29 protein-coding genes and 1 riboswitch are annotated in these 26,328 nt (G+C 70.1%); of the genes, 13 read left to right on the top strand and 16 right to left on the bottom strand.

Annotated features, from left to right (window positions below; translation table 11 throughout):
• The 3 genes from OC490_RS31310 to OC490_RS31300 form a co-directional block, all read right to left on the bottom strand.
• The gene (locus OC490_RS31310; RefSeq protein WP_262061385.1) at positions 1-930 is read right to left on the bottom strand and encodes a 1-phosphofructokinase family hexose kinase; all 930 of its coding nucleotides are present in this window, start codon (positions 928-930) and stop codon (positions 1-3) included.
• Positions 931-1,008: 78 nt separating this feature from the next.
• Complete coding sequence (gene nagA, locus OC490_RS31305; RefSeq protein ID WP_262061384.1) at positions 1,009-2,220, bottom strand: N-acetylglucosamine-6-phosphate deacetylase; 1,212 nt, start codon at positions 2,218-2,220, stop codon at positions 1,009-1,011.
• Entirely contained in the window at positions 2,220-3,164 is a 945-nt protein-coding gene (locus tag OC490_RS31300) for an ROK family protein (protein WP_262061383.1), read from the bottom strand. The genes nagA and OC490_RS31300 overlap by 1 nt, the downstream gene beginning before the upstream one ends.
• Positions 3,165-3,388: 224 nt before the next feature.
• On the opposite strand from OC490_RS31300, the gene OC490_RS31295 reads away from it, so the two are divergent.
• Positions 3,389-3,640, top strand: a complete 252-nt coding sequence (locus OC490_RS31295; RefSeq protein WP_262061382.1) for a DUF3263 domain-containing protein — start codon at positions 3,389-3,391, stop codon at positions 3,638-3,640.
• Between the two features lie 62 nt (positions 3,641-3,702).
• The gene (otsB, locus tag OC490_RS31290; RefSeq protein WP_262061381.1) at positions 3,703-4,575 is read left to right on the top strand and encodes a trehalose-phosphatase; all 873 of its coding nucleotides are present in this window, start codon (positions 3,703-3,705) and stop codon (positions 4,573-4,575) included.
• Here the strand turns inward: otsB and OC490_RS31285 are convergent.
• Together OC490_RS31285 and OC490_RS31280 are read right to left on the bottom strand one after the other, a co-directional pair.
• Positions 4,563-6,053 (bottom strand): trehalose-6-phosphate synthase, encoded by a 1,491-nt coding sequence (locus OC490_RS31285; RefSeq protein ID WP_262061380.1) that lies wholly within the window; start codon positions 6,051-6,053, stop codon positions 4,563-4,565. The two genes, otsB and OC490_RS31285, sit on opposite strands and share 13 nt — an antisense overlap.
• 99 nt (positions 6,054-6,152) lie before the next feature.
• On the bottom strand, positions 6,153-7,097 hold the full coding sequence (locus OC490_RS31280) for a glucosyl-3-phosphoglycerate synthase (RefSeq protein ID WP_262061379.1): 945 nt from the start codon (positions 7,095-7,097) through the stop codon (positions 6,153-6,155).
• A 182-nt stretch (positions 7,098-7,279) separates the two neighbouring features.
• A riboswitch (SAM riboswitch) is annotated at positions 7,280-7,434 on the top strand.
• Positions 7,435-7,449: 15 nt separating this feature from the next.
• Between OC490_RS31280 and thrC the strand changes: the two genes are divergently transcribed.
• The 5 genes from thrC to OC490_RS31255 all read left to right on the top strand — a co-directional run bounded on the left by thrC (position 7,450) and on the right by OC490_RS31255 (position 13,122).
• Complete coding sequence (gene thrC / locus OC490_RS31275) at positions 7,450-8,796, top strand: threonine synthase (protein WP_262061378.1); 1,347 nt, start codon at positions 7,450-7,452, stop codon at positions 8,794-8,796.
• Between the two features lie 83 nt (positions 8,797-8,879).
• A complete protein-coding gene (locus OC490_RS31270) occupies positions 8,880-9,155 on the top strand; it encodes a MoaD/ThiS family protein (protein ID WP_262061377.1) in 276 nt (91 codons plus the stop codon).
• A 452-nt stretch (positions 9,156-9,607) separates the two neighbouring features.
• Positions 9,608-9,814, top strand: a complete 207-nt coding sequence (locus OC490_RS31265) for a cold-shock protein (RefSeq protein ID WP_019057200.1) — start codon at positions 9,608-9,610, stop codon at positions 9,812-9,814.
• 340 nt (positions 9,815-10,154) lie between these two features.
• Positions 10,155-11,783 carry a chaperonin GroEL gene (gene groL, locus OC490_RS31260; protein ID WP_262061376.1) on the top strand — a complete coding sequence of 543 codons (1,629 nt, stop codon included), beginning with the start codon at positions 10,155-10,157 and terminating at the stop codon, positions 11,781-11,783.
• 208 nt (positions 11,784-11,991) lie between these two features.
• Positions 11,992-13,122, top strand: coding sequence for an NADH:flavin oxidoreductase (locus tag OC490_RS31255; protein WP_262061375.1), 1,131 nt, complete (start codon positions 11,992-11,994; stop codon positions 13,120-13,122).
• A gap of 425 nt (positions 13,123-13,547) precedes the next feature.
• Here the strand turns inward: OC490_RS31255 and OC490_RS31250 are convergent, their stop codons facing one another.
• Positions 13,548-13,937, bottom strand: a complete 390-nt coding sequence (locus OC490_RS31250) for a hypothetical protein (RefSeq protein ID WP_262061374.1) — start codon at positions 13,935-13,937, stop codon at positions 13,548-13,550.
• Between the two features lie 78 nt (positions 13,938-14,015).
• Between OC490_RS31250 and OC490_RS31245 the strand changes: the two genes are divergently transcribed.
• Complete coding sequence (locus OC490_RS31245; RefSeq protein WP_262061373.1) at positions 14,016-14,612, top strand: GNAT family N-acetyltransferase; 597 nt, start codon at positions 14,016-14,018, stop codon at positions 14,610-14,612.
• A 47-nt stretch (positions 14,613-14,659) separates the two neighbouring features.
• Positions 14,660-15,538 (top strand): metallophosphoesterase family protein, encoded by an 879-nt coding sequence (locus OC490_RS31240; protein WP_262061372.1) that lies wholly within the window; start codon positions 14,660-14,662, stop codon positions 15,536-15,538.
• Here the strand turns inward: OC490_RS31240 and OC490_RS31235 are convergent.
• Positions 15,535-15,927, bottom strand: a complete 393-nt coding sequence (locus tag OC490_RS31235; protein WP_262061371.1) for a hypothetical protein — start codon at positions 15,925-15,927, stop codon at positions 15,535-15,537. The genes OC490_RS31240 and OC490_RS31235 overlap by 4 nt on opposite strands.
• On the bottom strand, positions 15,924-16,490 hold the full coding sequence (locus tag OC490_RS31230; RefSeq protein WP_262061370.1) for a hypothetical protein: 567 nt from the start codon (positions 16,488-16,490) through the stop codon (positions 15,924-15,926). Before OC490_RS31230 ends, OC490_RS31235 begins: the two co-directional genes overlap by 4 nt.
• 539 nt (positions 16,491-17,029) lie before the next feature.
• Here OC490_RS31230 and OC490_RS31225 point away from each other — a divergent pair.
• A complete protein-coding gene (locus tag OC490_RS31225) occupies positions 17,030-18,109 on the top strand; it encodes a hypothetical protein (RefSeq protein ID WP_262061369.1) in 1,080 nt (359 codons plus the stop codon).
• Between the two features lie 38 nt (positions 18,110-18,147).
• On the opposite strand, the gene OC490_RS31220 is transcribed toward OC490_RS31225, so the two are convergent.
• From OC490_RS31220 to OC490_RS31205, 4 genes are all read right to left on the bottom strand, one after another.
• Positions 18,148-19,038, bottom strand: coding sequence for a hypothetical protein (locus OC490_RS31220; protein ID WP_262061368.1), 891 nt, complete (start codon positions 19,036-19,038; stop codon positions 18,148-18,150).
• The gene (locus OC490_RS31215; protein ID WP_262061367.1) at positions 19,035-19,568 is read right to left on the bottom strand and encodes a SigE family RNA polymerase sigma factor; all 534 of its coding nucleotides are present in this window, start codon (positions 19,566-19,568) and stop codon (positions 19,035-19,037) included. The genes OC490_RS31220 and OC490_RS31215 overlap by 4 nt, the downstream gene beginning before the upstream one ends.
• A gap of 123 nt (positions 19,569-19,691) precedes the next feature.
• Positions 19,692-19,955, bottom strand: coding sequence for a DUF397 domain-containing protein (locus OC490_RS31210; protein WP_262061366.1), 264 nt, complete (start codon positions 19,953-19,955; stop codon positions 19,692-19,694).
• Positions 19,939-20,778 (bottom strand): helix-turn-helix domain-containing protein, encoded by an 840-nt coding sequence (locus tag OC490_RS31205; RefSeq protein WP_262061365.1) that lies wholly within the window; start codon positions 20,776-20,778, stop codon positions 19,939-19,941. The genes OC490_RS31210 and OC490_RS31205 overlap by 17 nt, the downstream gene beginning before the upstream one ends.
• 112 nt (positions 20,779-20,890) lie before the next feature.
• Here OC490_RS31205 and OC490_RS31200 point away from each other — a divergent pair, with 112 nt between their 5' ends.
• Entirely contained in the window at positions 20,891-21,283 is a 393-nt protein-coding gene (locus OC490_RS31200) for a hypothetical protein (protein WP_262061364.1), read from the top strand.
• 20 nt (positions 21,284-21,303) lie between these two features.
• On the opposite strand, the gene OC490_RS31195 is transcribed toward OC490_RS31200, so the two are convergent.
• The 4 genes from OC490_RS31195 to OC490_RS31180 all read right to left on the bottom strand — a co-directional run bounded on the left by OC490_RS31195 (position 21,304) and on the right by OC490_RS31180 (position 25,635).
• Positions 21,304-22,209: a hypothetical protein gene (locus tag OC490_RS31195; RefSeq protein ID WP_262061363.1), complete on the bottom strand. Its 906-nt coding sequence runs from the start codon at positions 22,207-22,209 to the stop codon at positions 21,304-21,306.
• A 69-nt stretch (positions 22,210-22,278) separates the two neighbouring features.
• Positions 22,279-23,664 (bottom strand): PTS transporter subunit EIIC, encoded by a 1,386-nt coding sequence (locus OC490_RS31190; protein ID WP_262061362.1) that lies wholly within the window; start codon positions 23,662-23,664, stop codon positions 22,279-22,281.
• Positions 23,665-23,680: 16 nt separating this feature from the next.
• Positions 23,681-24,616: an N-acetylmuramic acid 6-phosphate etherase gene (gene murQ, locus OC490_RS31185; protein ID WP_262061361.1), complete on the bottom strand. Its 936-nt coding sequence runs from the start codon at positions 24,614-24,616 to the stop codon at positions 23,681-23,683.
• A 98-nt stretch (positions 24,617-24,714) separates the two neighbouring features.
• On the bottom strand, positions 24,715-25,635 hold the full coding sequence (locus OC490_RS31180) for a MurR/RpiR family transcriptional regulator (protein WP_262061360.1): 921 nt from the start codon (positions 25,633-25,635) through the stop codon (positions 24,715-24,717).
• Between the two features lie 55 nt (positions 25,636-25,690).
• Between OC490_RS31180 and OC490_RS31175 the strand changes: the two genes are divergently transcribed.
• Together OC490_RS31175 and OC490_RS31170 are read left to right on the top strand one after the other, a co-directional pair.
• Entirely contained in the window at positions 25,691-26,065 is a 375-nt protein-coding gene (locus OC490_RS31175) for a hypothetical protein (RefSeq protein WP_262061359.1), read from the top strand.
• A complete protein-coding gene (locus OC490_RS31170; RefSeq protein WP_262061358.1) occupies positions 26,062-26,328 on the top strand; it encodes a DUF4031 domain-containing protein in 267 nt (88 codons plus the stop codon). The genes OC490_RS31175 and OC490_RS31170 overlap by 4 nt, the downstream gene beginning before the upstream one ends.

The raw sequence follows: 26,328 nt of genomic DNA, 5'->3' as shown, positions 1-26,328 counted from the left end.
CTAGGCCGCCGTGGCGTCCCCCGTCACCGCGACCCGTCCCAGCAGTTCCTCGTAGGCCGGGCGGTCGAACTCGCCCGCCACCGGCGCCAGTACGGTCGCCGCCGACAGGGCCACGGCCCGTGCCAGCCGGTCCGGCCAGGGCAGGCGTTCCACCAGTCCCGACAGCAGGCCCGCGACCACGGAGTCGCCCGCGCCGGTCGGATTGCCGTGCACCCGCGCCGGAGGCGTCGCGTGCCAGTCGCCCTCCGGGGTCGCCGCGAGCAGTCCCCGCACGCCCAGCGAGGCGACGACCGTACGGGCGCCCCGGCGCCGGGCGTCCTGCGTGGCCCGCAACGGGTCGTGGGAGCCGGTGAGTTCGGCCAGTTCGTCGGCGTTGGGCTTGACGATGTCGGGGCGTGCGGCGACCCCGCGCCGCAGGGGTTCACCGCTGGTGTCCAGCAGCACGGGCACTCCGGCGGCCCGCGCCGTCCGGACCAGACCCGCGTACGCGCCCACCGGCACCCCGGGCGGCAGACTCCCGCACAGGGCCACCGCCGACACCCCGCCCAACAGGTCGCCGTACGTCTCCTGGAACGCCGACCACTCCGCCGAAGTGACCGTCGGGCCGGGCTCGTTGAGTTGAGTCGTGTCACCGGTCAGCTCGTCCACGATCGCCGTCGTACGCCGGGTGGCCCCGGATACCGGGACCAGCGCGTCCAACACACCCGGCGTACCGGCGAGTTGCTCCTGTACGACCCGCCCGGTGGCGCCGCCCGTGAACCCGGTCACCGTCACCTCGTGGCCGAGGGCGGCCAGCACCCGGGCCACGTTCAGCCCCTTGCCGCCGGGCCGCTCGGTCACCTCGGAGACGCGGTGCGTGCCGTGCGGCCGCAACTCCCGTACCCGGTAGGTGATGTCGAGCGCGGTGTTCAGTGTGACCGTGAGAATCACCGGGCGACCTCCCCCGAAGACGAATTGGCGGTCGTCCCATTTTCGCAGGACGACCGCCACCCTCAACAGCCGGACACATCACCCCAGTTGGGGATCGAGCACCCATTCGCCCCGGCGCATTACGCCCTTGAGGTCGAATTGATGGTCAAGAACCACCAGGTCGGCGTACTTGCCCGGCTCCAACGAGCCGATCTCGCCGTAACTCCCCAGCAGCTTGGCCGGATTGGCCGAGATCGCGGCGACCACGTCCTCCACCGGCAGCCGGTCGACCGTCACCGAACGCTTGAAGGCCCGGTCCAGGGTCAGCGTCGAGCCCGCGATCGAACCGCCCTCCACCAGCCGCGCCACACCCTCGCTCACCTCGACCTCCAACGGGCCGAGCATGTACCGGCCGTCTCCGAAGCCCGCCGCGTCCATCGCGTCCGTGATGAACGCCACCCGGCCCGCGCCCGCGTGATGGAACGCCAACTCCAGGGACGCCGGGTGCAGATGCGTACCGTCGTTGATCAACTCGACGGTGACGCGCTCGTCTTCGAGAAGCGCCGCGATCGGGCCGGGCTCGCGGTGACCGAGCTGCGGCATCGCGTTGTACAGATGCGTGGCGACCGTCGCGCCCGCGTCGATCGCCTCCACCGTCTGCTCGTACGACGCGTCCGTGTGCCCGATCGCCGCGATCACGCCGTGTTCGACGAGCAGCCGTACGGAGTCGAGGCCGCCCGGGAGTTCGGTCGCGAGGGTGACCATTCTGGCGCTGCCGCGCGCCGCGTCGACCAGCTTGCGCACGTCCGCCGGGTCCGGCTCGCGCAGCAGCGCCTCGGAGTGCGCGCCCTTGCGGCACGGTGAGATGAACGGGCCCTCGAAGTGGATGCCGGCGAGGTCGCCCTGCTCGGCCAGCTCGGAGAGGAGGCCGGCGCGGTGGGTCAGGAAGTCCATCTCGCCGGTGACGGTCGAGGCGACGAGGGTGGTCGTGCCGTGCAGGCGGTGGGTGTGGATGCCCTTGAGGACGTCCTCGACCGTGCCGGAGGTGAAGGAGGCTCCGCCGCCGCCGTGGTTGTGCAGGTCGACGAAGCCGGGTACCAGCCAGTGGCCGGTGACGTCGATGACCTGTGCGTTCTCGGGGGCCGCGCCGATGATGCGGGTGCCGTCGACGATCACCCGGCCGCCCTTGACCGTCCCGGTGGGCAGGACCACGTCGGCACCGGAGAGGATCAGGGGCGCATTGGCCGTTGCGGGCTGCGGGTGCGTGGTGGCTGGTCGCGCAGTTCCCCGCGCCCCTGGGTTGGGTGCCATTAGGGCGTTACCTCCGTGCGGTCGGTTGATGTGAGGAGATCCCAGGCCAGTAGCCCGGCACCTAGGCATCCCGCTGTGTCGCCCAGGGCTGCCGGGACGACGGACGGCAGCTTCTGGAAAGTGACCCTGCGCCGGACGGCGTCCCGCAGTGGTGTGAACAAGGTTTCCCCCGCCTCGGCCAGGCCGCCACCGATGATGATCGTGCGGGGGTCCAGGAGGGTGAGGGCGGTGACCAGGCCGTCGGCGAGGGCGTCGACGGCTTCCTGCCAGACCTTTTCCGCGCGGGGGTCCCCGGAAGCGACCGCCTTGGCGCAGTCCGCCGCGTCCGCCCCGGGGTCGCCGGAAACGGCCGCCCACTCCTCGGTCACGGCCGCCGCGGACGCGTACCGCTCCAGGCAGCCGGTCTGGCCGCAGGGGCAGGGAGCACCGCCGGGTCGTACGACGATGTGGCCGATCTCGCCCGCGAAGCCGTGCGCGCCCGCCTCCACCCGGCCGTCGATGCCGATCGCGCCCGCTATCCCGGTGCCCAGCGGCACGAACAGGAAGCGGTCGGCGCCCTTGCCCGCGCCGATCCGGCCCTCGGCGAGGCCGCCGGTGCGCACGTCGTGGCCGAGGGCGACCGGGACACCGCCGAGGCGGGCGGCGAGCAGATCGCGCAGGGGTACGTCGCGCCAGCCGAGGTTGGCCGAGTAGGCGGCGATGCCCCGCTCGGCGTCGACGATGCCGGGGACGGCGACTCCGGCGGCGGACGCGGGCTCGCCGTAGTGCTCCTCGCCGTACGCGCGCAGCTCGGCGGCGAAGCCGAGGATGTGCTCGACGACCGCGTCCGGTCCGCGCTCGCGGCCGGTCGCCCGGCGGGCCCGGTGCAGCAGCTCGCCGTCGGCGCCCACTAGGGCGGCTTTCATCCCGGTGCCGCCCACGTCGAGGGCGATGACATGTCTCACGGGGGACAGTGTGGCCCGTCTACCCGCGAGAGGTCTAGTCCACTTACGTGGTGTAGACCTTACGGGTTCGCGGAGCGAACGTCACGACAGCAAAGGCGGCGGCTGCGGCCTCGACCACGGCGACTCCGCGTCCAACAGTTCGCTGAAGTACTGGGACGCGCTCGTCCAGGCGTAGAAGCAGGAGACCGGGGCCGCTGTCAGTGGCGGGGGCTACGGTGCAGGGCATGGACAAGGACCGGCCCCCGCGGCTTCCCGCGCTGCACCGGAGGGAACAGGACATCCTCGCGCTGGAGCGCCGCGGCTTCCCGGGCCCCGGCGCGAAGGAGCGCGCGATACGCGAGGAACTGGGCCTGGCCCCCGTGCGCTACTACCAGCTGCTCAACGCCCTGCTGGACGACGAACGGGCGCTCGCCCACGACCCGGTCACGGTGAACAGGCTGAGACGGGTCCGTGAGACGCGGCGTTCGGAGAGGTGAGGGTCCGGCCGAGCGGCGGTGGGCGAGGGGTGCGGTCGGCTCCGCCCGGATAGGGTCGATGTATGGGCAGCCCTGAGGACTCCACCGATCCCGTCCGTCCCCCGGACGTACTGCCGACCCCTCGCACCGCCGCCGGGCGTGAGGGCCTGGAAGCGATCCTCGCGCGCCCCTCCGCCGCGGTGATCGGGCTCGACTTCGACGGCACGCTCGCACCGATCGTCGCGGACCCCGAGCAGGCCCGCGCGCACCCGGGCGCGGTGCCCGCGCTGGCCGCCCTCGCCCCGAAGGTCGCCTCCGTCGCCGTGATCACCGGCCGCCCGGCGGGCGTGGCGGTCCGCAACGGCGGCTTCGCGGGCGTCCGGGGCCTGGAACACCTCGTCGTCCTCGGCCACTACGGCACCGAACGCTGGGACGCGGTCACCAGCACCGTCAGCGCCCCCGCCCAGCACCCGGGTGTGGCCGCCGTCCGCGCCGAACTCCCGGGCTTCCTCGACCGGATCGGCGCCTGGCAGGGCACCTGGATCGAGGAGAAGGGCCGCGCCCTCGCCGTCCACACCCGCCGCGCCACGGACCCCCAGGCCGCCTTCGAGGCCCTCCGCGCCCCCCTCACCGACCTCGCCACCCGACACGGACTGATCGTCGAACCGGGCCGCCTGGTCCTGGAGTTGCGCCCGCCGGGCATGGACAAGGGCGTAGCGCTGGCCGACTACCTCCGCGAGACGGGCGCCGAGTCCGTCCTCTACGCCGGCGACGACCTCGGCGACCTCCCCGCCTTCGCCGCCGTCGAGAAACTCCGCTCCGACGGTCTCCCCGGCCTGCTCGTGTGCAGCGGCAACGACGAGGTGACAGAACTACGCGAACGCGCGGACCTGGTGGTGGACGGCGCGGCGGGGGTTGTGGGCCTGCTGTCGGCTCTCGCCGCTCAACTCGCCTGATCGCGCAAGGCGTTCAGCTGGTCCAGGAACCACTGGGCCGGGGGGAGCGCCGTGGCCGCCACGGCCAACCTCTTTGTCCGCTCGGCGCGTTCCTCGGCCGGCATCGTCAGGGCCTCGTGGAGGGCGGCGGCCGTGGCGATCACGTCGTACGGGTTGACGGCGATCGCGTCCTTGCCCAGTTCCTGGAACGCGCCCGCCTCCCGGGACAGGACCAGCACGCAGCCCTCGTCGGAGACGACCGGAACTTCCTTGGCGACGAGGTTCATGCCGTCGCGGATGGGGTTGACGAGGGCCACGTCGGCGAGGCGGTACGCGGCCAGCGAGCGCGCGAAGTCGTCCTTGACGTGGAGCACGACCGGAGTCCAACCGGGCGTCCCGTACTGCGAGTTGATCTCGTCCGCGAGCCGCTGCACCTCGGCGGTGTAGTCGCGGTAGACGGCGAGGTCCTGCCGGGACGGGTAGGCGAAGGCCACGTGCACGACCTGTTCCAGCAACTCCGGGTGGTCGTCGAGGAGTTGGCGGTACGCCAGCAGGCCGCGCACGATGTTCTTCGAGAGCTCGGTGCGGTCCACCCGGACGATGGTCCTGCGGCCCTCGCCGATCTCCTCGCGCAGGGCGGCCATCCGTTCCTCGACGTCCTCCTGGTGCGAGCGCGCGTGCAGGAACTCGGCGTCGGCGCCGAGCCCGTGGACACCGATGAGCGTTTTGCGGGTGACCCGCTCCTTCTCCAGGTGCTCGATGGAGCGGGGAGCACCCGACGGCCACAGGGGAAGCCACCTGTACGGGTCGAGCCCCTGCACGCAGTTCTCGAACGCCGTCGCCCACCGCCAGGTCAGGAACGCCACCCGGTCCGCCCCGAGCAGCCCCTCCATCAGCCGCACCCGGATGTCGTCCGGAAGCATCGCGAAGTACTCCGCCGGCGCCCACGGCGTGTGCGAGAAGTGCCCGATCCGCAGGTCGGGGCGGAGTTCACGGAGCATCCCGGGGACCAGACACAGGTGGTAGTCCTGCACCAGCACCGCCGCGCCCTCGGCCGCCTCCTGGGCCAGCGCCTCGGCGAACGCCCGGTTGTACGTCTCGTACGACGCCCACTGGCGCCGGAACTCCGCGTCGAAGACCGGCTCCAGCGGGGTCTGGTACAGCATGTGGTGGACGAACCACAGCACGGAGTTGGCGATGCCGTTGTACGCGTCGGCGTGCACGTCGGCCGGAATGGCGAGCATCCGCACACCGTCCTCGCCGACCCCGCGCCGTACCGCCTCCCGGTCACCCTCCGACAGCGCCGAGCACACCCACAGCGCCCCCGCGTCCGGCCCGATCGCCGACAGCCCGGACACCAGTCCGCCGCCCCCGCGCCGGGCGTGCAGCGCACCGTCGTCGCCCACCTCGTACGAGACCGGGCCGCGATTGGACGCGACGAGCACCTGAGCTGCACCGGACACGGACGACGTGGATGACGTGGACGACGTAGAAGCCATACGGCACAACTTAGCCCGGCCCGGAAACGCTCAAACGTACGGACGCCCCGCGGCGGACCGTCCGGGTCCGTATACGGCACCCGGCCGTCGTGCCGCCGGCTACGCCACCTTGCGTGACTGGTACTCGGTGATGTCCGCCATCGGCGGCCGTTCCTCCGTGTCCACGGAGTACGTGCGCGGCTCGAAACCGTCCGGACCCCGCTCGAACTGCGTGAGGGACGGCCGGATGAGATGCCCGCGGGCCAGCCTCAGCTGTGCCGTGCGGTAGATCTGCGCGGCCATCCGCCCCAGCGCCTGCCCGTCCTGGTGCCGGTGCTTGCGCACCCCGACGTCGACCTGCGCGAGGGCGTCGAGGCCCACCAGGTGCAGCGCGTCGACGAGCATGCCCAGCTCGACGCCGTACCCGACGGGGAACGGCAGCTGCTCGAGCAGCGAGCGGCGGGCCGCGTACTCGCCGCCCAACGGCTGGACGAATCCGGCCAGTTGAGGCCAGTGCATGTTCAACAGCGGGCGGGCCATCAGCTCGGTGACACGTCCCCCCTGTCCGGCCGCACCGCCGAGCGGGCGGTCGTACATCGCCTTGACGAGGTCGACGCCGGGGTCGGTGAGCAGCGGGCCCACGATCCCGGTGACGAAGTCGGAGGAGAACTCCTTCAGGTCCGCGTCGATGAAACAGACGATGTCGCCGCTCGTGACCAGCAGCGAGCGCCACAGCACCTCGCCCTTGCCGGGCACGGCGGGGATGCGGGGCAGGATGTCGTCCCGGTGCACGACCCGGGCGCCCGCCGCGGCGGCCACCTCGGAGGTGCGGTCGGTGGACCCGGAGTCGACGACGACGATCTCGTCGACGAGCGGGACCTGCTGCATGAGGTCGTGACGGATGATCGCGACGATGTCACCGACCGTCGCTTCCTCGTTGAGCGCGGGCAGCACGACGGAGACCGACTGGCCCGTGCGGTGCTTCGCGGCCAGGATCTTGTGGAGCGGCCGATCGGTCAGGGACCAGGAGCGGGTGCTCAGCCAGTGCTCGACTTCCTTCAGCACGTTGCGCGGCTCCTCTGCGTTCTCTCGGCGAGGGCTGGTCACAGACAGTGAGTGTGTGATCCATCTCGCGGTTCGGACGGCTCACTCAACTGTCCTGGCCTTCGGTTACAGTCTTGAACAACGCTGATGACCATCGCATGTCGGGGGCCGTCGGCGAGACAATTGCATACACAACTGAACACCGCTCATCCAGAGGGGCAGAGGGATACGGCCCGTTGAAGCCCCGGCAACCCTCCAGCCGGTCTTGTCGCATGTACGTGTACATGTGCCGAGGCTCCCGGCTCGGGAAGGTGCCAAATCCGTCTCATGGCGAAACGCGTCGTGAGGAAGATGAGGAAAGGGCCTCGCCTCCATGGCTGCGCAGACAGTTGCAAGCACCACGAACCCCGCGAAGACGGACACGACCGCCGCGGAACCGATCCCCACGAACCCCGCCTCCGCGAACACCGTCGACCTCGGCCCCGCCACCGCGCTCTCCTGCCGCGAGTGCGGCCACCGCGTCCCGCTCGGCCCGGTCTTCGCCTGCGAGGAGTGTTTCGGCCCGCTGGAGATCGCCTACGACTTCTCGGCCTACGACACCGAAGAGCTCCGCAAGCGGATCGAAGCGGGCCCGGCGAACATCTGGCGTTACGCGCCCCTCCTGCCCGTCCCCGCCGACGTGGCGACCAAGCCGAACATCAACCCCGGCTGGACCAAGCTCGTCCAGGCCGACAACCTCGCCCGTGAACTGGGCGTCGACGCGGGCAAGCTGTTCGTGAAGGACGACTCCGGCAACCCGACGCACTCCTTCAAGGACCGCGTCGTGGCACAGGCCATCGAGGCCGCCCGCGCGTTCGACTTCACCACCCTCTCCTGCTCCTCCACCGGCAACCTCGCCGGCGCCGTCGGTGCCGCCGCCGCCCGGGCCGGCTTCCGCTCCTGCGTGTTCATCCCGCACGACCTGGAGCAGGGCAAGATCGTCATGGCCGCGGTCTACGGCGGCGAGCTCGTCGGCATCGAGGGCAACTACGACGACGTGAACCGCTTCTGCTCCGAGCTGATCGGCGACCCGGCCGGCGAGGGCTGGGGCTTCGTCAACGTCAACCTCCGGCCGTACTACGCGGAGGGCTCCAAGACCCTGGCGTACGAGATCTGCGAGCAGCTCGGCTGGCAGCTCCCGGACCAGCTGGTCGTGCCGATCGCCTCCGGCTCGCAGCTCACGAAGATCGACAAGGGTCTCCAGGAGCTGATCAAGCTCGGGCTGGTCGAGGACAAGCCCTACAAGATCTTCGGCGCCCAGGCGGAGGGCTGCTCGCCGGTGTCCGCCGCGTACAAGGCGGGGCACGACGTCGTACGCCCGCAGAAGCCGAACACGATCGCGAAGTCGCTGGCGATCGGGAACCCGGCGGACGGTCCTTACGTGCTCGACATCGCTCGGCGTACGGGTGGGGCGGTGGAGGACGTCACCGATGAGCAGTGTGTGGACGCGATCAAGCTGCTGGCGCGGACCGAGGGCATCTTCGCGGAGACCGCGGGTGGTGTGACGGTGGGCGTGACGAAGAAGCTGATCGAGAACGGGCTGTTGGATCCGACGCTGACCACTGTCGTGCTGAACACCGGGGATGGTCTGAAGACGCTGGACGCGGTTGCCGGTACCGGGCTCACCGCGACGATCCGGCCGAGCCTCGAGTCGTTCAGGGAAGCCGGGCTGGCGTCCTAGCGTCGTTCCTTGACTGCGGGCCGTGGGGGCTGGTCGCGCAGTTCCCCGCGCCCCTTGGGTATCACCTGACCGGAGGTTTCATCGTGAGCGTTAGTGTCCGCATCCCCACCATTCTCCGCACCTACACGGGTGGGCTGGCCGAGGTCTCCGCCGAAGGGGCCACCCTTGCCGAGGTCATCGGTGACCTGGAGAAGAACCACACCGGCATCTCCGCCCGTGTCCTCGACGACCAGGGCAAGCTGCGCCGGTTCGTCAACGTGTACGTCAACGACGACGACGTCCGCTTCGAGCAGGGTCTGGAGACGGCCACCCCGGACGGGGCCGGCGTCTCGATCATCCCGGCCGTCGCCGGCGGCTGAGCGCCCGCTTAATCGGCTCGGTCGTTACCCTAGGTAATGCCGATTACCGAGAGTTCATCGAATTGCCCCCTCCGCGAGAGAAGCGGAGGGGGCAATTCTCTATGGTTGAGCGGGGTACAGTTGGGGAACGCGCTCCACTCGGCATGCCGAACGCATATGAGTACCGGCTCCGCGTGCGATGAGAAGCAGCCAAAGTGTGCAGGTCTTTTGAGCCTTATGTGCCCTTTATCCGGCCCGACTTGCCCTGAAGTCGGACGAATTCTCCGTAAATTCCCGACCGGTCCTGCCCGGAATTCTCGTCGGATTGACCTGTTGCAGACGGCAGTTGGACGGATACATTCGGCCGCGGTCGACGCGTTCCGGCGCACGCCCCCAATCCTGTGGGGGGTGAGGTCTGACCCGGATCCGCGAAGTGCGGATCCGTGCAAGGGCCAGTAATAGGGGAGTTAGGCATGGCTCAGGGCACCGTCAAATGGTTCAACGCGGAGAAGGGGTACGGCTTCATCGCGGTCGACGGTGGTGCGGATGTTTTCGTCCACTACAGCGCGATTCAGATGGACGGCTACCGCACCCTGGAAGAGGGTCAGCGGGTCGATTTCGAGATCTCGCAGGGTCAGAAGGGGCCGCAGGCGGACATGGTCCGGCTCGCGACCAGCTGAAGCACGCGCCGACGAACAGCAGCGACGTTCTTCGTTCCTCATCGAAGGGCTCGTACTCCTGGGGGGTCACCTCCTGGGGTACGGGCCCTTCGGCATGCCCGGAGCGTGCCTCGCGCGCGCGGGAGCCAAGGTGCCCAGAACGCGGGAGCCGCTTGCACTCGACCATGCCGAGTGCTAATCATTGGCGTTAGCACTCTGAAGGTGAGAGTGATAACGAAGGATCGGGTCGGTGAGGCCCGCAGGCCAGGTGGCGCAAGGAGCCACGGGGCAGGCGAGCCGTCCGTCGCGGGCGCCAGCGCGGTCCGGAGCAATCCACCCCAGTCCGGGAGGACCACTTCACATGGCCAAGATCATCGCGTTCGACGAGGAGGCGCGGCGAGGCCTTGAGCGCGGTATGAACCAGCTCGCCGACGCCGTCAAGGTCACCCTCGGCCCCAAGGGCCGCAACGTCGTCCTTGAGAAGAAGTGGGGCGCCCCCACGATCACCAACGATGGTGTCTCCATCGCCAAGGAGATCGAGCTGGAGGACCCGTACGAGAAGATCGGCGCCGAGCTGGTCAAGGAAGTCGCCAAGAAGACGGACGACGTCGCCGGTGACGGTACGACCACCGCGACCGTCCTCGCCCAGGCCCTCGTCAAGGAAGGCCTCCGCAACGTAGCCGCGGGCGCCAACCCGATGGCCCTCAAGCGCGGTATCGAGAAGGCCGTCGAGGCCGTCTCCGGTGCCCTCCTTGAGCAGGCCAAGGACGTGGAGACCAAGGAGCAGATCGCTTCTACGGCCTCCATCTCCGCCGCCGACACCCAGATCGGCGAGCTCATCGCCGAGGCGATGGACAAGGTCGGCAAGGAAGGCGTCATCACTGTCGAGGAGTCGCAGACCTTCGGTCTTGAGCTCGAGCTCACCGAGGGCATGCGCTTCGACAAGGGCTACATCTCGGCGTACTTCGCCACCGACATGGAGCGTATGGAGGCCGTCCTCGACGACCCGTACATCCTGATCGCCAACTCGAAGATCGCCAACGTCAAGGACCTGCTCCCGCTCCTGGAGAAGGTCATGCAGTCGGGCAAGCCGCTGCTGATCATCGCCGAGGACGTCGAGGGCGAGGCCCTGTCCACGCTGGTCGTCAACAAGATCCGCGGCACCTTCAAGTCCGTCGCCGTCAAGGCTCCGGGCTTCGGCGACCGCCGCAAGGCCATGCTCGGCGACATCGCCATCCTCACGGGCGGCGAGGTCATCTCCGAGGAGGTCGGCCTCAAGCTGGAGAACGCGACCGTGGACCTCCTCGGCCGCGCCCGCAAGGTCGTCATCACCAAGGACGAGACCACCATCGTCGACGGCTCCGGCTCCGCCGACCAGGTCGCCGGCCGGGTCAACCAGATCCGCGCCGAGATCGAGAACAGCGACTCGGACTACGACCGCGAGAAGCTCCAGGAGCGCCTGGCCAAGCTCGCGGGTGGCGTCGCCGTCATCAAGGCGGGCGCGGCCACCGAGGTCGAGCTCAAGGAGCGCAAGCACCGCATCGAGGACGCCGTTCGCAACGCGAAGGCGGCCGTCGAGGAGGGCATCGTCGCCGGTGGCGGCGTCGCGCTCATCCAGGCGGGTCACGTCTTCGAGAAGCTGGAGCTCGAAGGCGACGAGGCCACCGGTGCCGCGATCGTGAAGCTGGCCCTTGAGGCCCCGCTGAAGCAGATCGCCGTCAACGCCGGCCTTGAGGGCGGCGTCGTGGTGGAGAAGGTCCGCAACCTCACCCCGGGTCACGGCCTCAACGCCGCGACCGGTGAGTACGTCGACCTGATCAAGGAAGGCATCATCGACCCGGCGAAGGTCACGCGCTCTGCTCTGCAGAACGCCGCCTCCATCGCCGCGCTCTTCCTCACCACCGAGGCCGTCATCGCCGACAAGCCCGAGAAGGCCGGTGCCGGCGCGGGCGCCGGCGGCGGCATGCCGGGCGGTGACATGGACTTCTGATCGACCCCTTCCGGTTGATCAACGGTCTTACCGAGGGCGGTACTTCCTGCTTCTGGCGGGGGGTACCGCCCTCGGGCGTGTCCGGGATCACAGGCCGAGGGGTGGGACGGTCGGAATGACGGGCTTGGCTCGGGGGTTGTTGTTGACGCATGATCGATGCATACGCACATACCGTCTGGTACCTGGTAGTTCCGAGGAGCCCCCACACGTGTCTACGACCGCCCCCGCCTCCCGAGCGGCCGAAGTCCTTGCCCGTCCGATCACCCTCAACGGCCTGACCGTCCCCAACCGGATCGTCATGGCGCCGATGACCCGGCAGTTCTCGCCGGGCGGCATCCCCGGTGAGGACGTGGTCGGGTACTACTCCCGCCGGGCCGCCGCGGGCGTCGGCCTCATCGTCACCGAGGGCACGTACGTCGGTCACGACTCGGCCGGGCAGAGCGACCGCGTCCCGCGCTTCCACGGCGAGGAGCAGCTCGCGGGCTGGGCGAAGGTCGCCGAGGGCGTGCACGCCGCGGGCGGCACGATCGTGCCCCAGCTGTGGCACATCGGCATGGTCCGCGAGCAGGGCCAGCCGCCCTACGCCGACGCCCCCGCGGTCGGCCCGTCCGGGCTGCGCATCGGCAGCGACGAGGTCACCGGTACGGCCATGACGCAGCGGGACCTGGACGACGTCATCGGCGCCTTCGCCGAGGCCGCTGCCGCCGCCGAGCGCATCGGCTTCGACGGCGTCGAGCTGCACGGCGCCCACGGCTACCTCCTCGACCAGTTCCTGTACGCGGGCACCAACCGCCGTACCGACGCCTACGGCGGTGACCCGGTCGCCCGCACCAAGTTCGCGGCGGAGATCGTGGCGGCGGTCCGGGAGACCGTGTCCCCCGAATTCCCGATCATCTTCCGCTACTCGCAGTGGAAGCAGGATGTCTACGGTGCCCGGCTCGCCGAGACCCCGGAGGAGCTGGAGGCGATCCTCACGCCGATCTCCGCGGCCGGCGTCGACGTCTTCCACGCCTCCCCCCGCCGTTACTGGCTCCCCGAGTTCGAGGAGACCGGCTCCGACCTCAACCTCGCGGGCTGGACCAAGAAGCTCACCGGCAAGCAGACCATCACCGTCGGCTCGGTCGGCCTCGACGGCGACTTCCTCAAGGGCTTCCGCGGCGAGGGAGCCCCGCTCAAGGGCATCGACGACCTCCTCGACAGCCTGGAGCGCGACGAGTTCGACATGGTTGCTGTGGGCCGCGCGCTGCTCCAGGACCCGGAGTGGGCGGCGAAGGTGCTGGCTGGCCGGGTGGAGGAGCTGGCACCTTATGACGCGGCGGCGCTGCGCTCGCTGAGCTGAGCCGGGTTTTTGTTGTGGGCCGGTGGGGGTTGGGCGCCGTTCCTGGGGGCTGCGCCCCCAGACCCCCCATCGGCCCTGAAGGGGCCTCGTCCTCAAACTCCCCCAGAGGGGGGACCCCCAACGGGCTGACATTGCCGGCCGGGGTGAGTGATGCCGGCCGGGGTGAGTGATGCCGGCCGGGGTGAGTGATGCCGGCCGGGGTGAGTGATGCCGGCCGGGGTCAGTGGTGCTGGCTGGGGTGAGTGAGCCGGCCGCGGTGAGTGATGCCGGCCGGGGTGAGTGATGCCGGCCGGGGTGAGTGATGCCGGCCGGGGTGAGTGATGCCGGCCGGGGTGAGTGATGCCGGCCGGGGTGAGTGATGCCGGCCGGGGTGAGTGATGCCGGCCGGGGTCAGTGGTGCTGGCTGGGGTGAGTGAGCCGGCCGCTCAGGCTGCGATGCGGCCGAAGAAGCCGAGGGCGAGTGCGTATGGCACCAGCAGCAGAAGGGCCGGGCGGGCGATCCGGGTGCCCGCGTCGCCGCCGAAGGTGTAGACGAACGCGCTGGAGAAGCCGCCGCCGATGAAGGCCGTCGGCAGGAATCCGAACGTCGCGCCCCAACTCCCGGTCACGGCGACCGAGGCGACCGCATACCCGGCGACGGCCGCCACGGCGCAGAGCGCGTTGACCGGGTCGTCCGTCGGCCGCCAGGGCGGACCCCCCTTGCGCCCGCGTCCGGTGAGCCGGGCGATCCCCGCGTACACCAGCGCCGGCAGACCCACCGCCACCAGCAGTGTGGCGCATAGGGCGGCGGTGTCCGGGTCGTTCAGGAATCCCACGGCGCTTCTCCGCCCCCCACTGCTCCGGCTGTCGTCCCCTCGTGCGCGAAGCTCCGTGGGCGTGCGTACGGTGATCGTATGACTTCCGCCAGCCGGGTGGCCACGGTCGCCGATCTCGATGCCGTCGTCGCCACCTTCACCAGCGCCTTCCTCAACGACCCGGTCTGGGGGCCCGCGTTCCCGGACGAGCACCGGCGGGCCGAGCAGGCGGCCGTGATGTGGCGGGTCTACGCCGGCTCCGCGCTGCGCTACCCCTGGACGCTGGTGACACCCGACGTCGAGGCCGCGGCGGTCTTCATCCCGCCGGACGGTGTCGAGCTGACCGAGGAGGAGGCCGCTGGGCTTGAGGGGCGGTTGGCCGCGGTGACGGACGAGGGGACCGCTCGCGCGATCACGGTCGTCGGGGAGCAGTTCGAGGCGGCGCATCCCGCCCAGCCGTTCTTCTACCTGACCATCCTGGGCACGCACGCCGACCACCGGGGCAAGGGGCTGGGCATGGGGCTGCTGGCCGACGGGCTCGCCCGGATCGACGCGCTCGGCGCTCCCGTGTATCTGGAGTCGACCAACCCGGCCAACAACAGGCGGTACGAGAGCGTCGGCTTCGCGGCCCGCGACGAGATCCTCACCCCCGGTGGCCAGGTCGTTACGACCATGTGGCGTCCGGCCACCCGTTGAGCCGTGGCTATTGGTGAGGGTCTCAACTCGGGCTAGCGTGCCGGAACATGAAGATTCTCCACCTGTCCGACACCCACCTGGAGCGCACCGACGCCCCCAACCGGCACGGTGTCAACGCCACGGACTCGCTACGGCTGATGCTCGCCGAACTCCGGCACCAGCGCGGTGTGGACGCGATCGTCGTCACCGGGGACCTCGCCAACGACGGTGCGGTGGAGGCGTATTCGGCCGTACGGGAGCTGGTGGGAGGCTTCGCGCGGAGGATGGGCGGGGTGCCGGTCTTCTACACGACCGGGAACCACGACGAACGCGAGTCGTTCGGGAAGGTGTTGGGGAGCGGGCACCTGGCGGCGGACGGCACGGATCGTGTCGTATCCGCCGTGTTTCCCGTGGAGTTCGCGTGCGCGGCCGTGAGCGACGTGGGCGGATACCGGTTCATCACGCTCGACTCCCTCGTACCGGGGAAGGTGTACGGGCGGCTGAGCGGGGCCCAACTGGACTGGCTGAAGGAGGAGTTGAGCACGCCGTTCGGGAACGGCACCGTCCTCGCCTTCCACCATCCGCCCATCGCCCTCGACGTACCGACCCAACAGGCCTTCGGGCTGCGGAATCCCGGGGAGCTGGCGGACGCGATCCGGGGGAGTGACGTACGGGTCGTCCTCACCGGGCACTTCCACCTCCAGCTCTTCGGCTTCCTGGAGGCGACGCCGGTGTGGGTCACGCCGGGTGTCGTCAACCGGATCGACCTGACCACCGCGTACGGCACCGAGCGGGCGGTGCGCGGCGCCTCGGCCTCACGGGTGGAACTGGGCGGCGACACCGGGCCGATGTTCCACACCCTCCACGCGCGGGATCCACGGGCGCACGAGACGGTGTACCAACTGGACGCGGAGCGGACCCGGTTGGTCATCGAACGCGAGAGTTAGTTGGCCTTGAACCAGGCCACCGTGAGCACCAGGGCCGCGCCGATCGCGGCAGCGGCGAACTCGTAGGCCGCGTGGTAGGCAAGGTCGGAGCGTTCGGTCACGGCCCAGTCCCGGCCGGCGTAGAGCGGGATGCCCGTCACCTGCTCCTCGTCGTACTCGAAGGCCAACCCCGCTATTTTTCCCCGCCCTTGGTGTCCGTCGGGCAGGCGCCAGGTGCCCGTGCAGCGGTCGTTCGACTCGCAGTGGACGTACCCTTCGGTGATCGTCCGGTCACCATCGATGAACCGGTGGACGTTCCTCGCGGCGAACCACAACGGCAGCGCGAGTGCGCACAGGCACGCGACCAGCACCGCCCGCTGCCACCAGTTCAACCCCTTGAACCTGCTCAAAGGTTCCCCAGCGGCTCGATGTCCACGTGCACCGGCGTGCCCCACACCCGCAGCACCTCGTAGTCCGTGAACTCGTGCACGAGCCGGTACGCCATCGCGGCGCGCGAACCGCGGCGCTGGGCCGCGAGATAGAGCTCGGCCTCGTGCCGGTCGCGGCGCGGGGTGCCGCACAGCTGCCAGGCCTGGCCGTTCCACAGCTCGGGCAGCCAGCGCTGCTGCGCCTGCGGGCGGTCCTCGCGCACGCCGTAGCGCGACGGTGTGGTGTCGGTGGGCCGGGGTGCGCCCGGGCCGTTGATCTCGGAGCGGCGGGCCGCGCGGCGCCGGGTCTCGCAGAGCAGGCACAGGTCGGGGGCGTCGGCGTCGACCGGGCCGTTGGGGTGCTCCGGGCAGCGGGTGGTCGGCGCGCCGCCGCTGACGGTGTCGTCCAGCAGGTCCAGGGCGCGCTTGATATCCGCCTTGACCTCGTGCAGCCGGGCGTCGGGGGTGTCGGACGTCAGCGCCTCACCGTGCTCGCCGAGGAGGCGGAGGGCGCGACCTAGGGCGGTCTGCTGGGCGTGGTTCATGGTCCTGCGGGGCTCCAGAGGGCGGGGAGAGGGGGGTTTTCCCTTCGGCCGACCATAGCCGCGCCGCTGGACGCGCGACGAACCTGCGGGGACGCGGGCACGTGACGACACGGGAACAAGCTTTCCAAAAAGGGACACGTGTTTTCCGTGCCGCCCCATACGATGCCTCCATCGCACGGCTCGACACGAGCCACATCAGTGCGATGAGTGTCATGCACACGACGGGGGTTGGGTGGCGTGAACAGTCTGTTCATTGTCGGTATGGGGTTCGGAACCACTGGGATTCCGCCCGCGAGGTCGTAGCCGCCATCGGCGGCAGACCACCAGCGCGATGACGACACGCACGGCTTCGGCCGCGTACGCGTGCGTCCCGCCGGGCTGGTCCCTGTCGGCATCAGAAACCGGACATCAGCGAGCGACTGCGGCGCGGACGCGCCTCGGCCGTTGATGTCCTCGTCCCGCACCGAAGGAGAAACATGAGCCCGTTTCGGGCAACCGCAGTCTCTCGTGTCCGGAAAGTCATAGTCGCGGCAAGCTCGATGGCGATCGCGACCGCCGTCTGTGCCGCGGTCCCCGCGACGACCGCGAACGCCGTGCCGGTGACTGGCACGGCATCGGCCACGGGGTGCACACCCCTCAGCGCCACGCGTACGCGTCTGATCGGTTCGGACGGCCGGACAGTGTCGTCGTCGGCCGCGGCAGCCGTCCGAGCCGCGGCGGGCAAGGAGCTGACGTACAGTCTGCCGGGCGGCGTGACCATGTCGACGGTCGTCCCGCCCCAGGGCTTCCGGCCGCAGACGGCGGCGCCCGCGACCGCACGGGCCTACGGCTTCGATGCCCCGGACAACCCGACCGCGCTGGCGGCATGGCGGGCGAAGTACAAGGGCTACCGCGAGACCGTCCCGTCCGTCCCGTGCCTGGGCGGGTCCGGCAGCTCGGCGGTGCGGTTCACCAAGTACAGCGGGAACTGGGGCGGCTACATGGCCACCGGCCACTCCAACTACAACGAGGTCTACGACGACCAGAACATCCCCACCTACTACACGACGTGCGGGGCCAACACCGCCTCACTGGCAGCCCCGTGGATCGGGCTCGGCGGGTGGAACTCCCAAAAGCTGATCCAGCAGGGCTTCGCGTCGGGCTCGTCCAGCACGCAGAACGGGCCGGGCACGGCCACCCAGGGTGCCTCGCTGTGGTTCGAGTACCTCAACGCCGCGCACGCGAACCCGCCCGTCTACATCGCGCACACGACGAAGACCAATCACGTCATCTCGCAGTACATGACCTACACCGCGGGAAAGGTCGTCTTCCACTGGTACGACCGGACCGCCGGATCCGGCTGGTCGCCTGTCACCGCCACCGGTCTGTCGTCGTACTACGACGGGACGACGGCGGACTTCATCACCGAGCGGCCGTACGGTTTCAAGCTGCGTAAGTTCAGCCGGCAGACGCTCAGTGCCGCCGGCGCGAGGTATGCCGGCACCTCCAAGAACCTCTTCAGCCTGCCGAACACGGAGGTGCGGCTGACGACCAACGGTGTCTCGTCCGGTGCCGCCATGTTCACCGACACCCGCTCCAGTACGAGTGCGTTCTACCAGACCTGGAAGCGCTGCTCGTAGCGTCGGGACGACCTGCCCCGAAGTGAGGCTCCCGCCGGTCAGCCGGCCGTCCGGAGCCTCACTTTCCGGCCGTCGGCCGTGACCGCGTAACTGACGAGCGACCCCTTCTCCCTGAACGAGCAGTAGACGGCGACGGTGCCACCGGGAACGTCGGGCAGCACGTTCCCGGGCTCGGGGTCCGCGGCCGCCAGGCGTTTCGCGCGGATCCGCTCGACGGTGGTGAACATGCCGTAGGAGACGGCCTTGGCTCCGAACTCCTTCTTGCACACGGTGTCGGGCTGCGCGATCGCGGTGTCCTCGCGCCACTGCGCGATGAGCCGTTTGTGGCTGTCCAGGAACCGCAGTGTCCGGGCGGCCGAGCCGCCCGGCCTGTCCACGGTGACGTGGGCGGTACGCCCGAGCGCGTCCCGGAGGTCCGGGGTCGGCGTGCTGAGCATCGGGCAGGACTGGAAACGCAGCGGGGGCAGCATCGCGGTGAACGAGCCGTCCTCCCGCAGTGCGAAGGTGCCGGCGATCAGCGGCCCGCAGGCCCCGTTCACCTGCCATCCGTTCTGTGATCCGTCGGCGCCGATCACGAGGTTCGCCGGGAGGCCACTGACGTCGCGCCACGACGAGACGTCGCGACCGTCGACCGAGACGGCGATCCAGCGTCCGCGGAGGTCTTCGGCGGGCAGGGTCGTGCCGCCGAACATGGGAGCGGTCAAGGTGTTGCTCCTCTCGTGGCCCGCCCGCGTGGCGACGGCCGCCGACCCGGCGACGGCCACGACGCAGGCGAACACGCCCGCGACGGCGAGCCGCCGGCGAAGGCGGCGCCTCGTCCCGCTGCGAACCGCCTCGTCGATGTCGACGCGGTCGGCGGGAGCACTGATGCTGAGGGACGCGATACGCGCGGCGAGTTCTTCCGGCGTCTGCGTCTGGTCGGGGTTCACGATGCTCCTTCGAACGTGGCCGGTGGTGCGATCTCTGCCGGTCGCGTCCTGAGCGCGGTGCGCAGCGCCTCCAGGCCTCGGCTCGTCTGGCTCTTCACATTGCCCGGACTCGTCCTGAGCAGGGACGCGGTCTGCTCGACGGACAGATCCTCGAAGAAACGCAGGGCGAGTACGGTCCGCTGGCCGGCCGGGATCATCAGCAGAGCGGCGATCAGGTCGTCGTCACGCTCGGCCATGCTGGTGTCCGGGTCCCGGCCCAGCGTGGCCACATCCGCCTCGCTGATCTCGCGCCTGGCCGGCCGGCGCTGGTGGTCGGTGTGGAGATTGCACAGGATCCGACGGACGTACGCACGGGGATCACCGGCCGCCGACACCCGGCTCCACCGGGAGTAGAGCCGTCCGAGCGCCTCCTGGACGAGGTCATCGGCGAGGTACCAGTCACCGCACAGCAGAAACGCCGTCGTGCGCAGGCGTGTTCGATGCTTCAGCACCCAGGTGCGGAAGTCGGTCTCGCGGGGATGATCGGTCACGCTCTCCCTCGTCTCACGCACGCGGGCGTCGCCCGAACCGGATCCGCCTCTCCCTACGTCCTACACGGAACTCGGACAGAGGAAGGTTGCACGGGGTCGTGAAGTCCGGTGGGAGCGTGGTGGTCAGCCGCGCTGGAGATCTCCGACGAACGCCGACCAGGCCTCCGCCCGGAAGACGAGCTTTGGGCCGAGGGCGTTTTTGGAGTCACGGACGGGGACGAGGGCGGGGTGCCCGTCGGCGACTTCGAGGCAGTCGCCGCCATCGCCGCCACTGTGCGTCGACTTGCGCCAGCGGGCGAGTTCGAGGCAGTCGCCGCCGCCGCCTCCGCTGTAGCTGGACTTGTGCCAGATCGCGGTGCTCACGTCGTACTCAGGGTTGCTCCTCATGGGCGTAATCCTGCGCCATCGCTTCGATCAAGACCAGGGACTTCTCAGGGGAGAGCGCGCAGGCTGCGAGGAGTTCGTAGGTGAGGCGGTGGTGCCTCACGGTGCTCGGGTCGTCCTCCAGGCGTCCGGTGCCAACGCCTTCGAAGTAGACAAGTGGCGGGGCGTCCTCGAAGTCCATGAGCTTGATGGAGCCTTGCATGGCCGGGTGTGCCCCTGCCTCGAACGGCAGTACCTGCACGATGACCCGGTTCCGGCGCATCAGGCCGGTGATGCGGTGCAGGGCTGCTGCCATGACCGCCGGGCCGCCTGATACTCGGCGCAACGCGGCTTCGTCAACGATCGCCCACAACAACGGTGCTGTTGGGTCGTCGAGGAGCCGGGTCCGCTCGATCCGGGCTGTCACGAGTTCCTCGATCACGTCTTCCGTTGCCGTGGGTTGATAGGCGCGGCACACGGCCCGTGCGTACTCGGGTGTCTGGAGCAACCCGGGGATGAGCATCGTCGAGTACTGCCTGATCTCCGTCGCCGAAGCTTCCGCCTCCGCCGCCTCCGCAAAGTGCTCGGGGTACCTGGACTTCGCCGCCGCCCCGCAATTCCGCGTGAAGAAGTCCCCCGTCCCCAACTCCGCGTCCAGCATCCGCGCGTACTCCGGCAACATCCGCCGCGTCCCCGCCTCCAACTGGCCGATGAACGAACCGCTCACGAACAGCCGTTGCCCCAACTCGTCCTGGCTGAGGCCCGCCTTCTCGCGGGCGTGACGGAGTTCGGCGCCGAGCAGGGCACGTGGTGACGACGACGGGTCGAGGTCTTTCTGTCCTGCCACGGCAACTCCCTGTCCTGACAGCCGAGTTTGTTGGGACTTCGCGTATGGCCAGGTTAGACACGTTGCCGCCACGCTGTGTCGCGAACAGTGAACTCTGCGTGGAGGTGAAGGAATGCTGCGGTCGACGGAAGAAGTCGTCGCCCTGCTCCGGGAGGCACTCACCGGTGTCGGTGTCGCCCTGCCGTCCCTGGGTGTGGACCCGGTGACCGGTGCGGGCGAGGAACCGTTCGCGTTGGTGACGCTGGGGCGTTGCAACGTCCGTACCGCCGAGAAGCTGGCGTCCGTACTGCGCGGTGAACGGCCGCCGGTCGGGGCGCACGCCGTGGACGTGCGGGACGGGCGGATCGGCGAGGTGATGGGGCACGTGGGCGGCAACGTGCAGTTGCGGCCGGTCTGGGGCGGCCGGGAGTGGGACTGCCCGCCGGAGTCGACGGGGCCCGCGGCACAGGAGGAGGTGCTGCGGGCCCGGGTACGGGAGCGGAACCGGGAGGCCCGGCTCCCTTGAAGGGGCCGACCGCACTGGGGTCAGCCCGGCGACACCCCGCTGACCTCTGTGTACGGCACCGGCCGACCGGTGAGGGCGTCCAGGACGACGCGGTCGGCGAGTGGCTGCCGCAACTCCACCTTCACGTTCTCGTAGATCATTTGGGCGGTGCAGGCGCCGCTCCGCTCCCCCGTGACGGAGGCGGACAGCACGATGCTCTCGTCCGTCTCCAGTACGTTTACGACGGGGCCGTCGTCGCAGGCTCCGTGGGTCGCCCGCACCGTGAGGGAGCGGCCGTCCGCCGCCGTCCCGGCCAGCCGGGCGATGCTCCTGAGGCCGCCGGTCGATCCTTGCTCAACTTGTCCGATCGGCGACTTGGGAAGCTTCGACGGGGTGACGGCGACCTGTTTGAGCGGGGTGTCGTAGCCGTCGAGAGTGAACAGCCAAGCGGGGACAGCCGCCGTTCCCCGGCTCGTGGTGATCGTCATCGCACCGAGCTTCACTCCCGTCACGGTGAGCCTGGGTCCCTGGCTGTTGTAGTGGGCGAACGACTGATACGCCGTGTTCGGCGCCACCAGCGGACGGCTCAGCGTGCTTCCGCTCCTCCACTTCACCTTTCCCTGCGTGATCGCGGTGGTCGGCAGCTTGCCGCGCCGGACGATGGTCCTGGTCTCGTAGGCCTGCTTGTCCGCCTCGCTGTGCCAGCCCGATTCCGGGGGCTGCGTCGTGTCGGCCAACGGGTAGTAGCCCCGGCTCCAGGCAGCGGCGGCTGCGGATCCGTGCCAGGCGTCGGCCACTTCACGGGCGCGCTTCTCCTGCGCTTGAAGCGACTTACCGTCCGTACGCGTGTCGTCCGCGCTACGGCCGTCGCCGCAACCGGCAAGGAGACAGGCACCCAGGAGCGGTGCGAGCAGCGGGCCGAGGAGGCGGTGCGTTTGCGTGTTCATGGAGTCCCCTTGGGCGTTGGTGCTTGCGCCTGTCCGTCCGCCCTACGACGCGGAAGGGGGACCCCACGTTCACTCCCGGGATGCGTCACCCGGCACTACCCTGCTCAGCCCCACCAGGCAGGTCGCCAGGAAGCCGACCGCGTACCCCGTCAGCAGGCCGCCCCCGTAGATCGCCATCGTCGTCCCCAGCCCCCTGTTCCCCGTCAGCAGCGGGAACAGGGCCCAGCCCGAGGGGCCGATCGCCGTCGCGCCCACCTTGTCGCCGAGGGTCGCGAAGAAGCCGACGAACGCGCCGCCCGCCGCGCCGCCCGCGCAGGCGGTCAGGAACGGGCGGCCGAGGGGCAGCGAGACGCCGTAGACGAGGGGTTCGCCGATGCCCAACAGGCCTGCGGGGAGTGCCGACTTGATGGTCGTGCGGAGTGAAGTGTCGTGACGCAGGCGGAAGTAGACCGCGACCGCCGCGCCGACCTGGCCCGCGCCCGCCATCGCCAGGATGGGCAACAGGACGGTGTAGCCCTGCTGTTGGATGAGGGTGGTGTGGATGGGGATGAGGGCCTGGTGGAGGCCCAGCATCACCAGGGGGAGGAAGAGGCCGCCCAGGATCAGGCCCGCGAAGGGGCCCGTGGTGGAGAGGAGCCAGTTCGCCGCCGTGCCGATCGCCGTGGAGATCTCGCCGGCCGCGTACATGAGGCCGTAGAGCGTCGCCAGGCCCGGGACCAGGACCGTCAGGGTGGGGGTGACCAGGACGTCGAGGGTCGCGGGGACCCAGGTGCGGCACCACTTCTCGACGTATGTGCCGAGCAGCGCGGCGGCCAGCGCGCCCAGCACTCCGCCCTGGCCGGGGGAGAGGGCGACCCCGAACGCCGTCACCTTCGCCACCCCGGGGTATACGACCACTGCCGCCACCGCCCCGCCGAGCACCGGCGTTCCGCCGAACTCCTTCGCCGTGTTGTGGCCGACGAAGACCGAGATGAGGGCGAGGAACGCGGAGGCGACGGCGGAGAGGGCCGGGGTCAGGCCCGGTAGCCAACTCATGTTGATCAGCAGGCCGTTGAGGCCCGCCAGTACCCCGCAGCCGATCAGGGCGGGGATGAGGGGGACGAAGATGTTCGCGATCCGGCGGAGGAGGAGTTTGGCGGGGGTCGCGTTGCGCGCCCGTTGCTCCTCCTTCAACTCGGCGCCTCGGGTGGCCAGTTCGCCGCCGCCCGCCAACTTCTCGAACTCCGGGGTTACTCGGGCCACCACTCCCGGTCCCAGCACGATCTGGTACGTGTCGTCGTCCACGGTCCCGAGCACGGCGGGCAGTGCGCGCAGCGACTCCTCGTCCACCAGTGACCGGTCGGCCAGGCCGAGCCGGAGGCGGGTCATGCAGTGGGCCACGGAGGTGACGTTCGCGGGGCCGCCGACCAGGGGGAGGAGCGCGGCGGCGATGTCGTACGGAGTGTCGGTATCCACCCCCTGAGCGTGCTGGTCAGCCGCCCGCGGCGGTCAGTGCCGCGCGCAACCGGCCCCCGGACTCCTCCAGAAGGCGGGCGGCCGTCGGGCCGTCGACCCCGGCGAGGACCACCAGGATCGCGTTCTTCACCTCGCCGTCGGTCGCCGCGAGGGCGCGCTCGATCTCCGCGTCGTCGGCGCCGGTGGCGAGCGCGACGATACGGCGGGAGCGGGCGCGCAGCTTCTCGTTGGAGGCGCGGACGTCGACCATGAGGTTCCCGTACGTCTTGCCGAGCCGGATCATCGTGATCGTGGACAGCATGTTGAGGACCAGCTTCTGGGCCGTGCCCGCCTTCAACCGTGTTGATCCGGTGAGGAGTTCGGGTCCCACGACGACCTCGATACCGTGCTCGGCGGCTGCCGCGAGCGCGCTGTGCTCGTTGCAGGACAGGCCGATGGTCAGCGCGCCTTCGCTCCGCGCGTGTTCTACGGCTGCGATCGCGTACGGCGTCCGTCCGGAGGCGGAGACGCCGACCACTGTGTCGTCGGCGGTGAGCGTGAGTGCGTCGAGGTCCGCCACCGCCAACTCCCGGGAGTCCTCGGCCCCTTCGACGGACGTGACCATGGCGGCCGGGCCGCCCGCGATCAGTCCGACCACCTGGGAGGGGTCGGTGTTGAAGGTCGGCGGACACTCGGACGCGTCCAGCACGCCGAGCCGTCCGGCGGTACCGGCGCCCATGTAGATCAGGCGGCCTCCTCTTCCCATGCGTTCCGCTACGGCGTCGATCGCGGCGGAGATCTCCGGGAGGCGCTGCGCGACTGCGACGGCGACGGTGGCGTCCTCGGCGTTCATGAGGCGGGCGATGTCGAGGGTGGGGAGTTGATCGATCCCGGCGAGTTCGGGACGGAAGGCTTCGGTGGTGAGTGACTCCAACTCGGTGCGGAGGTCACGGGGGTTGGACGTGGAGGTCATGGAGAAGCGGCTCTTTCGGTTGTTCTTTGTCTGCTGGCCGGTGGGGGCTGGTCGCGCAGTTCCCCGCGCCCCTGAAAGACGACACCGAACCGTGGGATTCAGCGCCTGTGGCGATGCGCCAGGGCCTCGTACGACGCCGACAACGCGGGCGCTGCCTGCTCGTACGTCCGTTGCGCGACCCCGATGAACAAGCAGTCCACCACCAGCAACTGACTCGTACGCGACGACATCGCCGCCGGCCGCAGCTCACTCTCCCGAGCCGTGGACGTCGTAAGAATGTGATCGGCGTACTGCGTCACCGCACCGTCCGGCCGCCCGGTGATCGCCACGGTCGTGGCCCCGTGCTCGAAGGCGACTCGCAGCGGCTCGATGACGTCACCGGTGGACCCGGAGTGGGTGATCGCGATGGCCACGTCCCCGGCCTTCAGCTGCACGGCGTTGGTGACGGCGAGGTGGGGGTCGCTGTGTGCGTGGGCTATGAGCCCTATGCGCAGCAGTTTCTGGGTGAGGTCCTGGGCGACGAGTCCGGACGCCCCGATGCCGTAGACGTCGGTACGGCGGGCCGCCGCGAGCGCGCTGACGGCGGCGCCGAGCTGCGTGGTGTCGAGGCCGGCCGCTGTGTCGGCGAGGGTCTGCTGCTCGTCGTAGGCGAGTTTCGCGACGACGTCGGCGATCGGGTCGTCGACCGCGATGTCGGTGGTGAGGGCGGGCGCCCGCCCGGACTGCTGCTGCGCGGCGAGCCCGGCGAGGGCCAGGCGCAGATCGCGGTAGCCGGGGTAGCCGAGGATGCGGGCGGTGCGGACGACGGTGGCCTCGCTGGTGCCGGTGAGTTCGGCGAGGCCGGTGACGGTGAGGGCCGCGCAGCCGGCCGGGTCGGCGGCGACGGTCTCGGCGACGCGCTGCATGGAGCGGGTCATGGAGGGGACGAGGGTGCGCACCTTGGCGGCCAGGGCCGCGGGCGGCGTACTCCCGGAACTCCCGGAGGCGCTTCCGAAAATTTCTTTCACGTCCTGGGTCACTCTTGAAAGATATTTTCGGATCCGGGTTGTGGTCAAGAGTGCGCACAATGGGTGCATGGAACCCACCGGCGACCCCATCAGTCCCCTGGAGCAGGCGCTGCACGCCGCTCGCGCGCTCGTGCTCGCCGATCTGGCCGCGCGCGAGGTCGTGGCGGCGGACGTGGTGTCGATGGTGGAGGAGTCCGTCGTACAGCGGCGGTGGTGGGTGGAGCAGTGGCCGGAGGGCGTCGACTACGTGGCCGGCCTGGTCGCGCAGGACGTGCAGGACGCGCTGCTGGAGGCGTACGGGCGCTGGCCGCTCTGCCCGGTCTGCTCGGCCGGGGACCCGCACGCCCTGGAGGTCGAACCGGAGCTGGGACCCGACCCGCACTGGGTCTGCCACCCGGCGGGCGTGAAGGTCGCCGCGGTGGGAAACCTGGGTTCCCTGTGACCGTGTACATCGACCCGCCGACCTGGCCGGGGCACGGCCGTCTGTGGTCCCACCTCGTCAGTGATGTGTCGTACGACGAACTCCACCTGTTCGCCCAGGAGTTGGGCGTGCCGCGGCGGGCCTTCGAGCGGGATCACTACGACATCCCGTCGCATCGCTACGCGGACGCGGTGGCCGCCGGGGCGGTGGAGGTCAGGAGCCGGGAGGTGGTGCGGCTGCTGACGGCGGCGGGGCTGCGCAGGCCCAAGGGGCGGGCGGAGTAG

Origin of the sequence: Streptomyces sp. STR69 (assembly GCF_024519455.1) — a bacterium.
Taxonomy (GTDB): domain Bacteria; phylum Actinomycetota; class Actinomycetes; order Streptomycetales; family Streptomycetaceae; genus Streptomyces.
The sequence above is the reverse complement of the archived record's forward strand: the minus strand, read 5'-3'. Positions and strand labels throughout refer to the sequence as shown.

Excerpts from the sequence above, each read along its gene's own strand:
- nagA (WP_262061384.1), bottom strand. The coding sequence starts at position 2,220 with ATGGCACCCAACCCAGGGGCGCGGGGAACTGCGCGACCAGCCACCACG.
- OC490_RS31295 (WP_262061382.1), top strand. The coding sequence starts at position 3,389 with ATGGACAAGGACCGGCCCCCGCGGCTTCCCGCGCTGCACCGGAGGGAA.
- otsB (WP_262061381.1), top strand. The coding sequence starts at position 3,703 with ATGGGCAGCCCTGAGGACTCCACCGATCCCGTCCGTCCCCCGGACGTA.
- OC490_RS31285 (WP_262061380.1), bottom strand. The coding sequence starts at position 6,053 with ATGGCTTCTACGTCGTCCACGTCATCCACGTCGTCCGTGTCCGGTGCA.
- thrC (WP_262061378.1), top strand. The coding sequence starts at position 7,450 with ATGGCTGCGCAGACAGTTGCAAGCACCACGAACCCCGCGAAGACGGAC.
- OC490_RS31265 (WP_019057200.1), top strand. The coding sequence starts at position 9,608 with ATGGCTCAGGGCACCGTCAAATGGTTCAACGCGGAGAAGGGGTACGGC.
- groL (WP_262061376.1), top strand. The coding sequence starts at position 10,155 with ATGGCCAAGATCATCGCGTTCGACGAGGAGGCGCGGCGAGGCCTTGAG.
- OC490_RS31245 (WP_262061373.1), top strand. The coding sequence starts at position 14,016 with ATGACTTCCGCCAGCCGGGTGGCCACGGTCGCCGATCTCGATGCCGTC.
- OC490_RS31240 (WP_262061372.1), top strand. The coding sequence starts at position 14,660 with ATGAAGATTCTCCACCTGTCCGACACCCACCTGGAGCGCACCGACGCC.
- OC490_RS31230 (WP_262061370.1), bottom strand. The coding sequence starts at position 16,490 with ATGAACCACGCCCAGCAGACCGCCCTAGGTCGCGCCCTCCGCCTCCTC.
- OC490_RS31225 (WP_262061369.1), top strand. The coding sequence starts at position 17,030 with ATGGCGATCGCGACCGCCGTCTGTGCCGCGGTCCCCGCGACGACCGCG.
- OC490_RS31210 (WP_262061366.1), bottom strand. The coding sequence starts at position 19,955 with ATGAGGAGCAACCCTGAGTACGACGTGAGCACCGCGATCTGGCACAAG.
- OC490_RS31200 (WP_262061364.1), top strand. The coding sequence starts at position 20,891 with ATGCTGCGGTCGACGGAAGAAGTCGTCGCCCTGCTCCGGGAGGCACTC.
- OC490_RS31195 (WP_262061363.1), bottom strand. The coding sequence starts at position 22,209 with ATGAACACGCAAACGCACCGCCTCCTCGGCCCGCTGCTCGCACCGCTC.
- murQ (WP_262061361.1), bottom strand. The coding sequence starts at position 24,616 with ATGACCTCCACGTCCAACCCCCGTGACCTCCGCACCGAGTTGGAGTCA.
- OC490_RS31175 (WP_262061359.1), top strand. The coding sequence starts at position 25,691 with ATGGAACCCACCGGCGACCCCATCAGTCCCCTGGAGCAGGCGCTGCAC.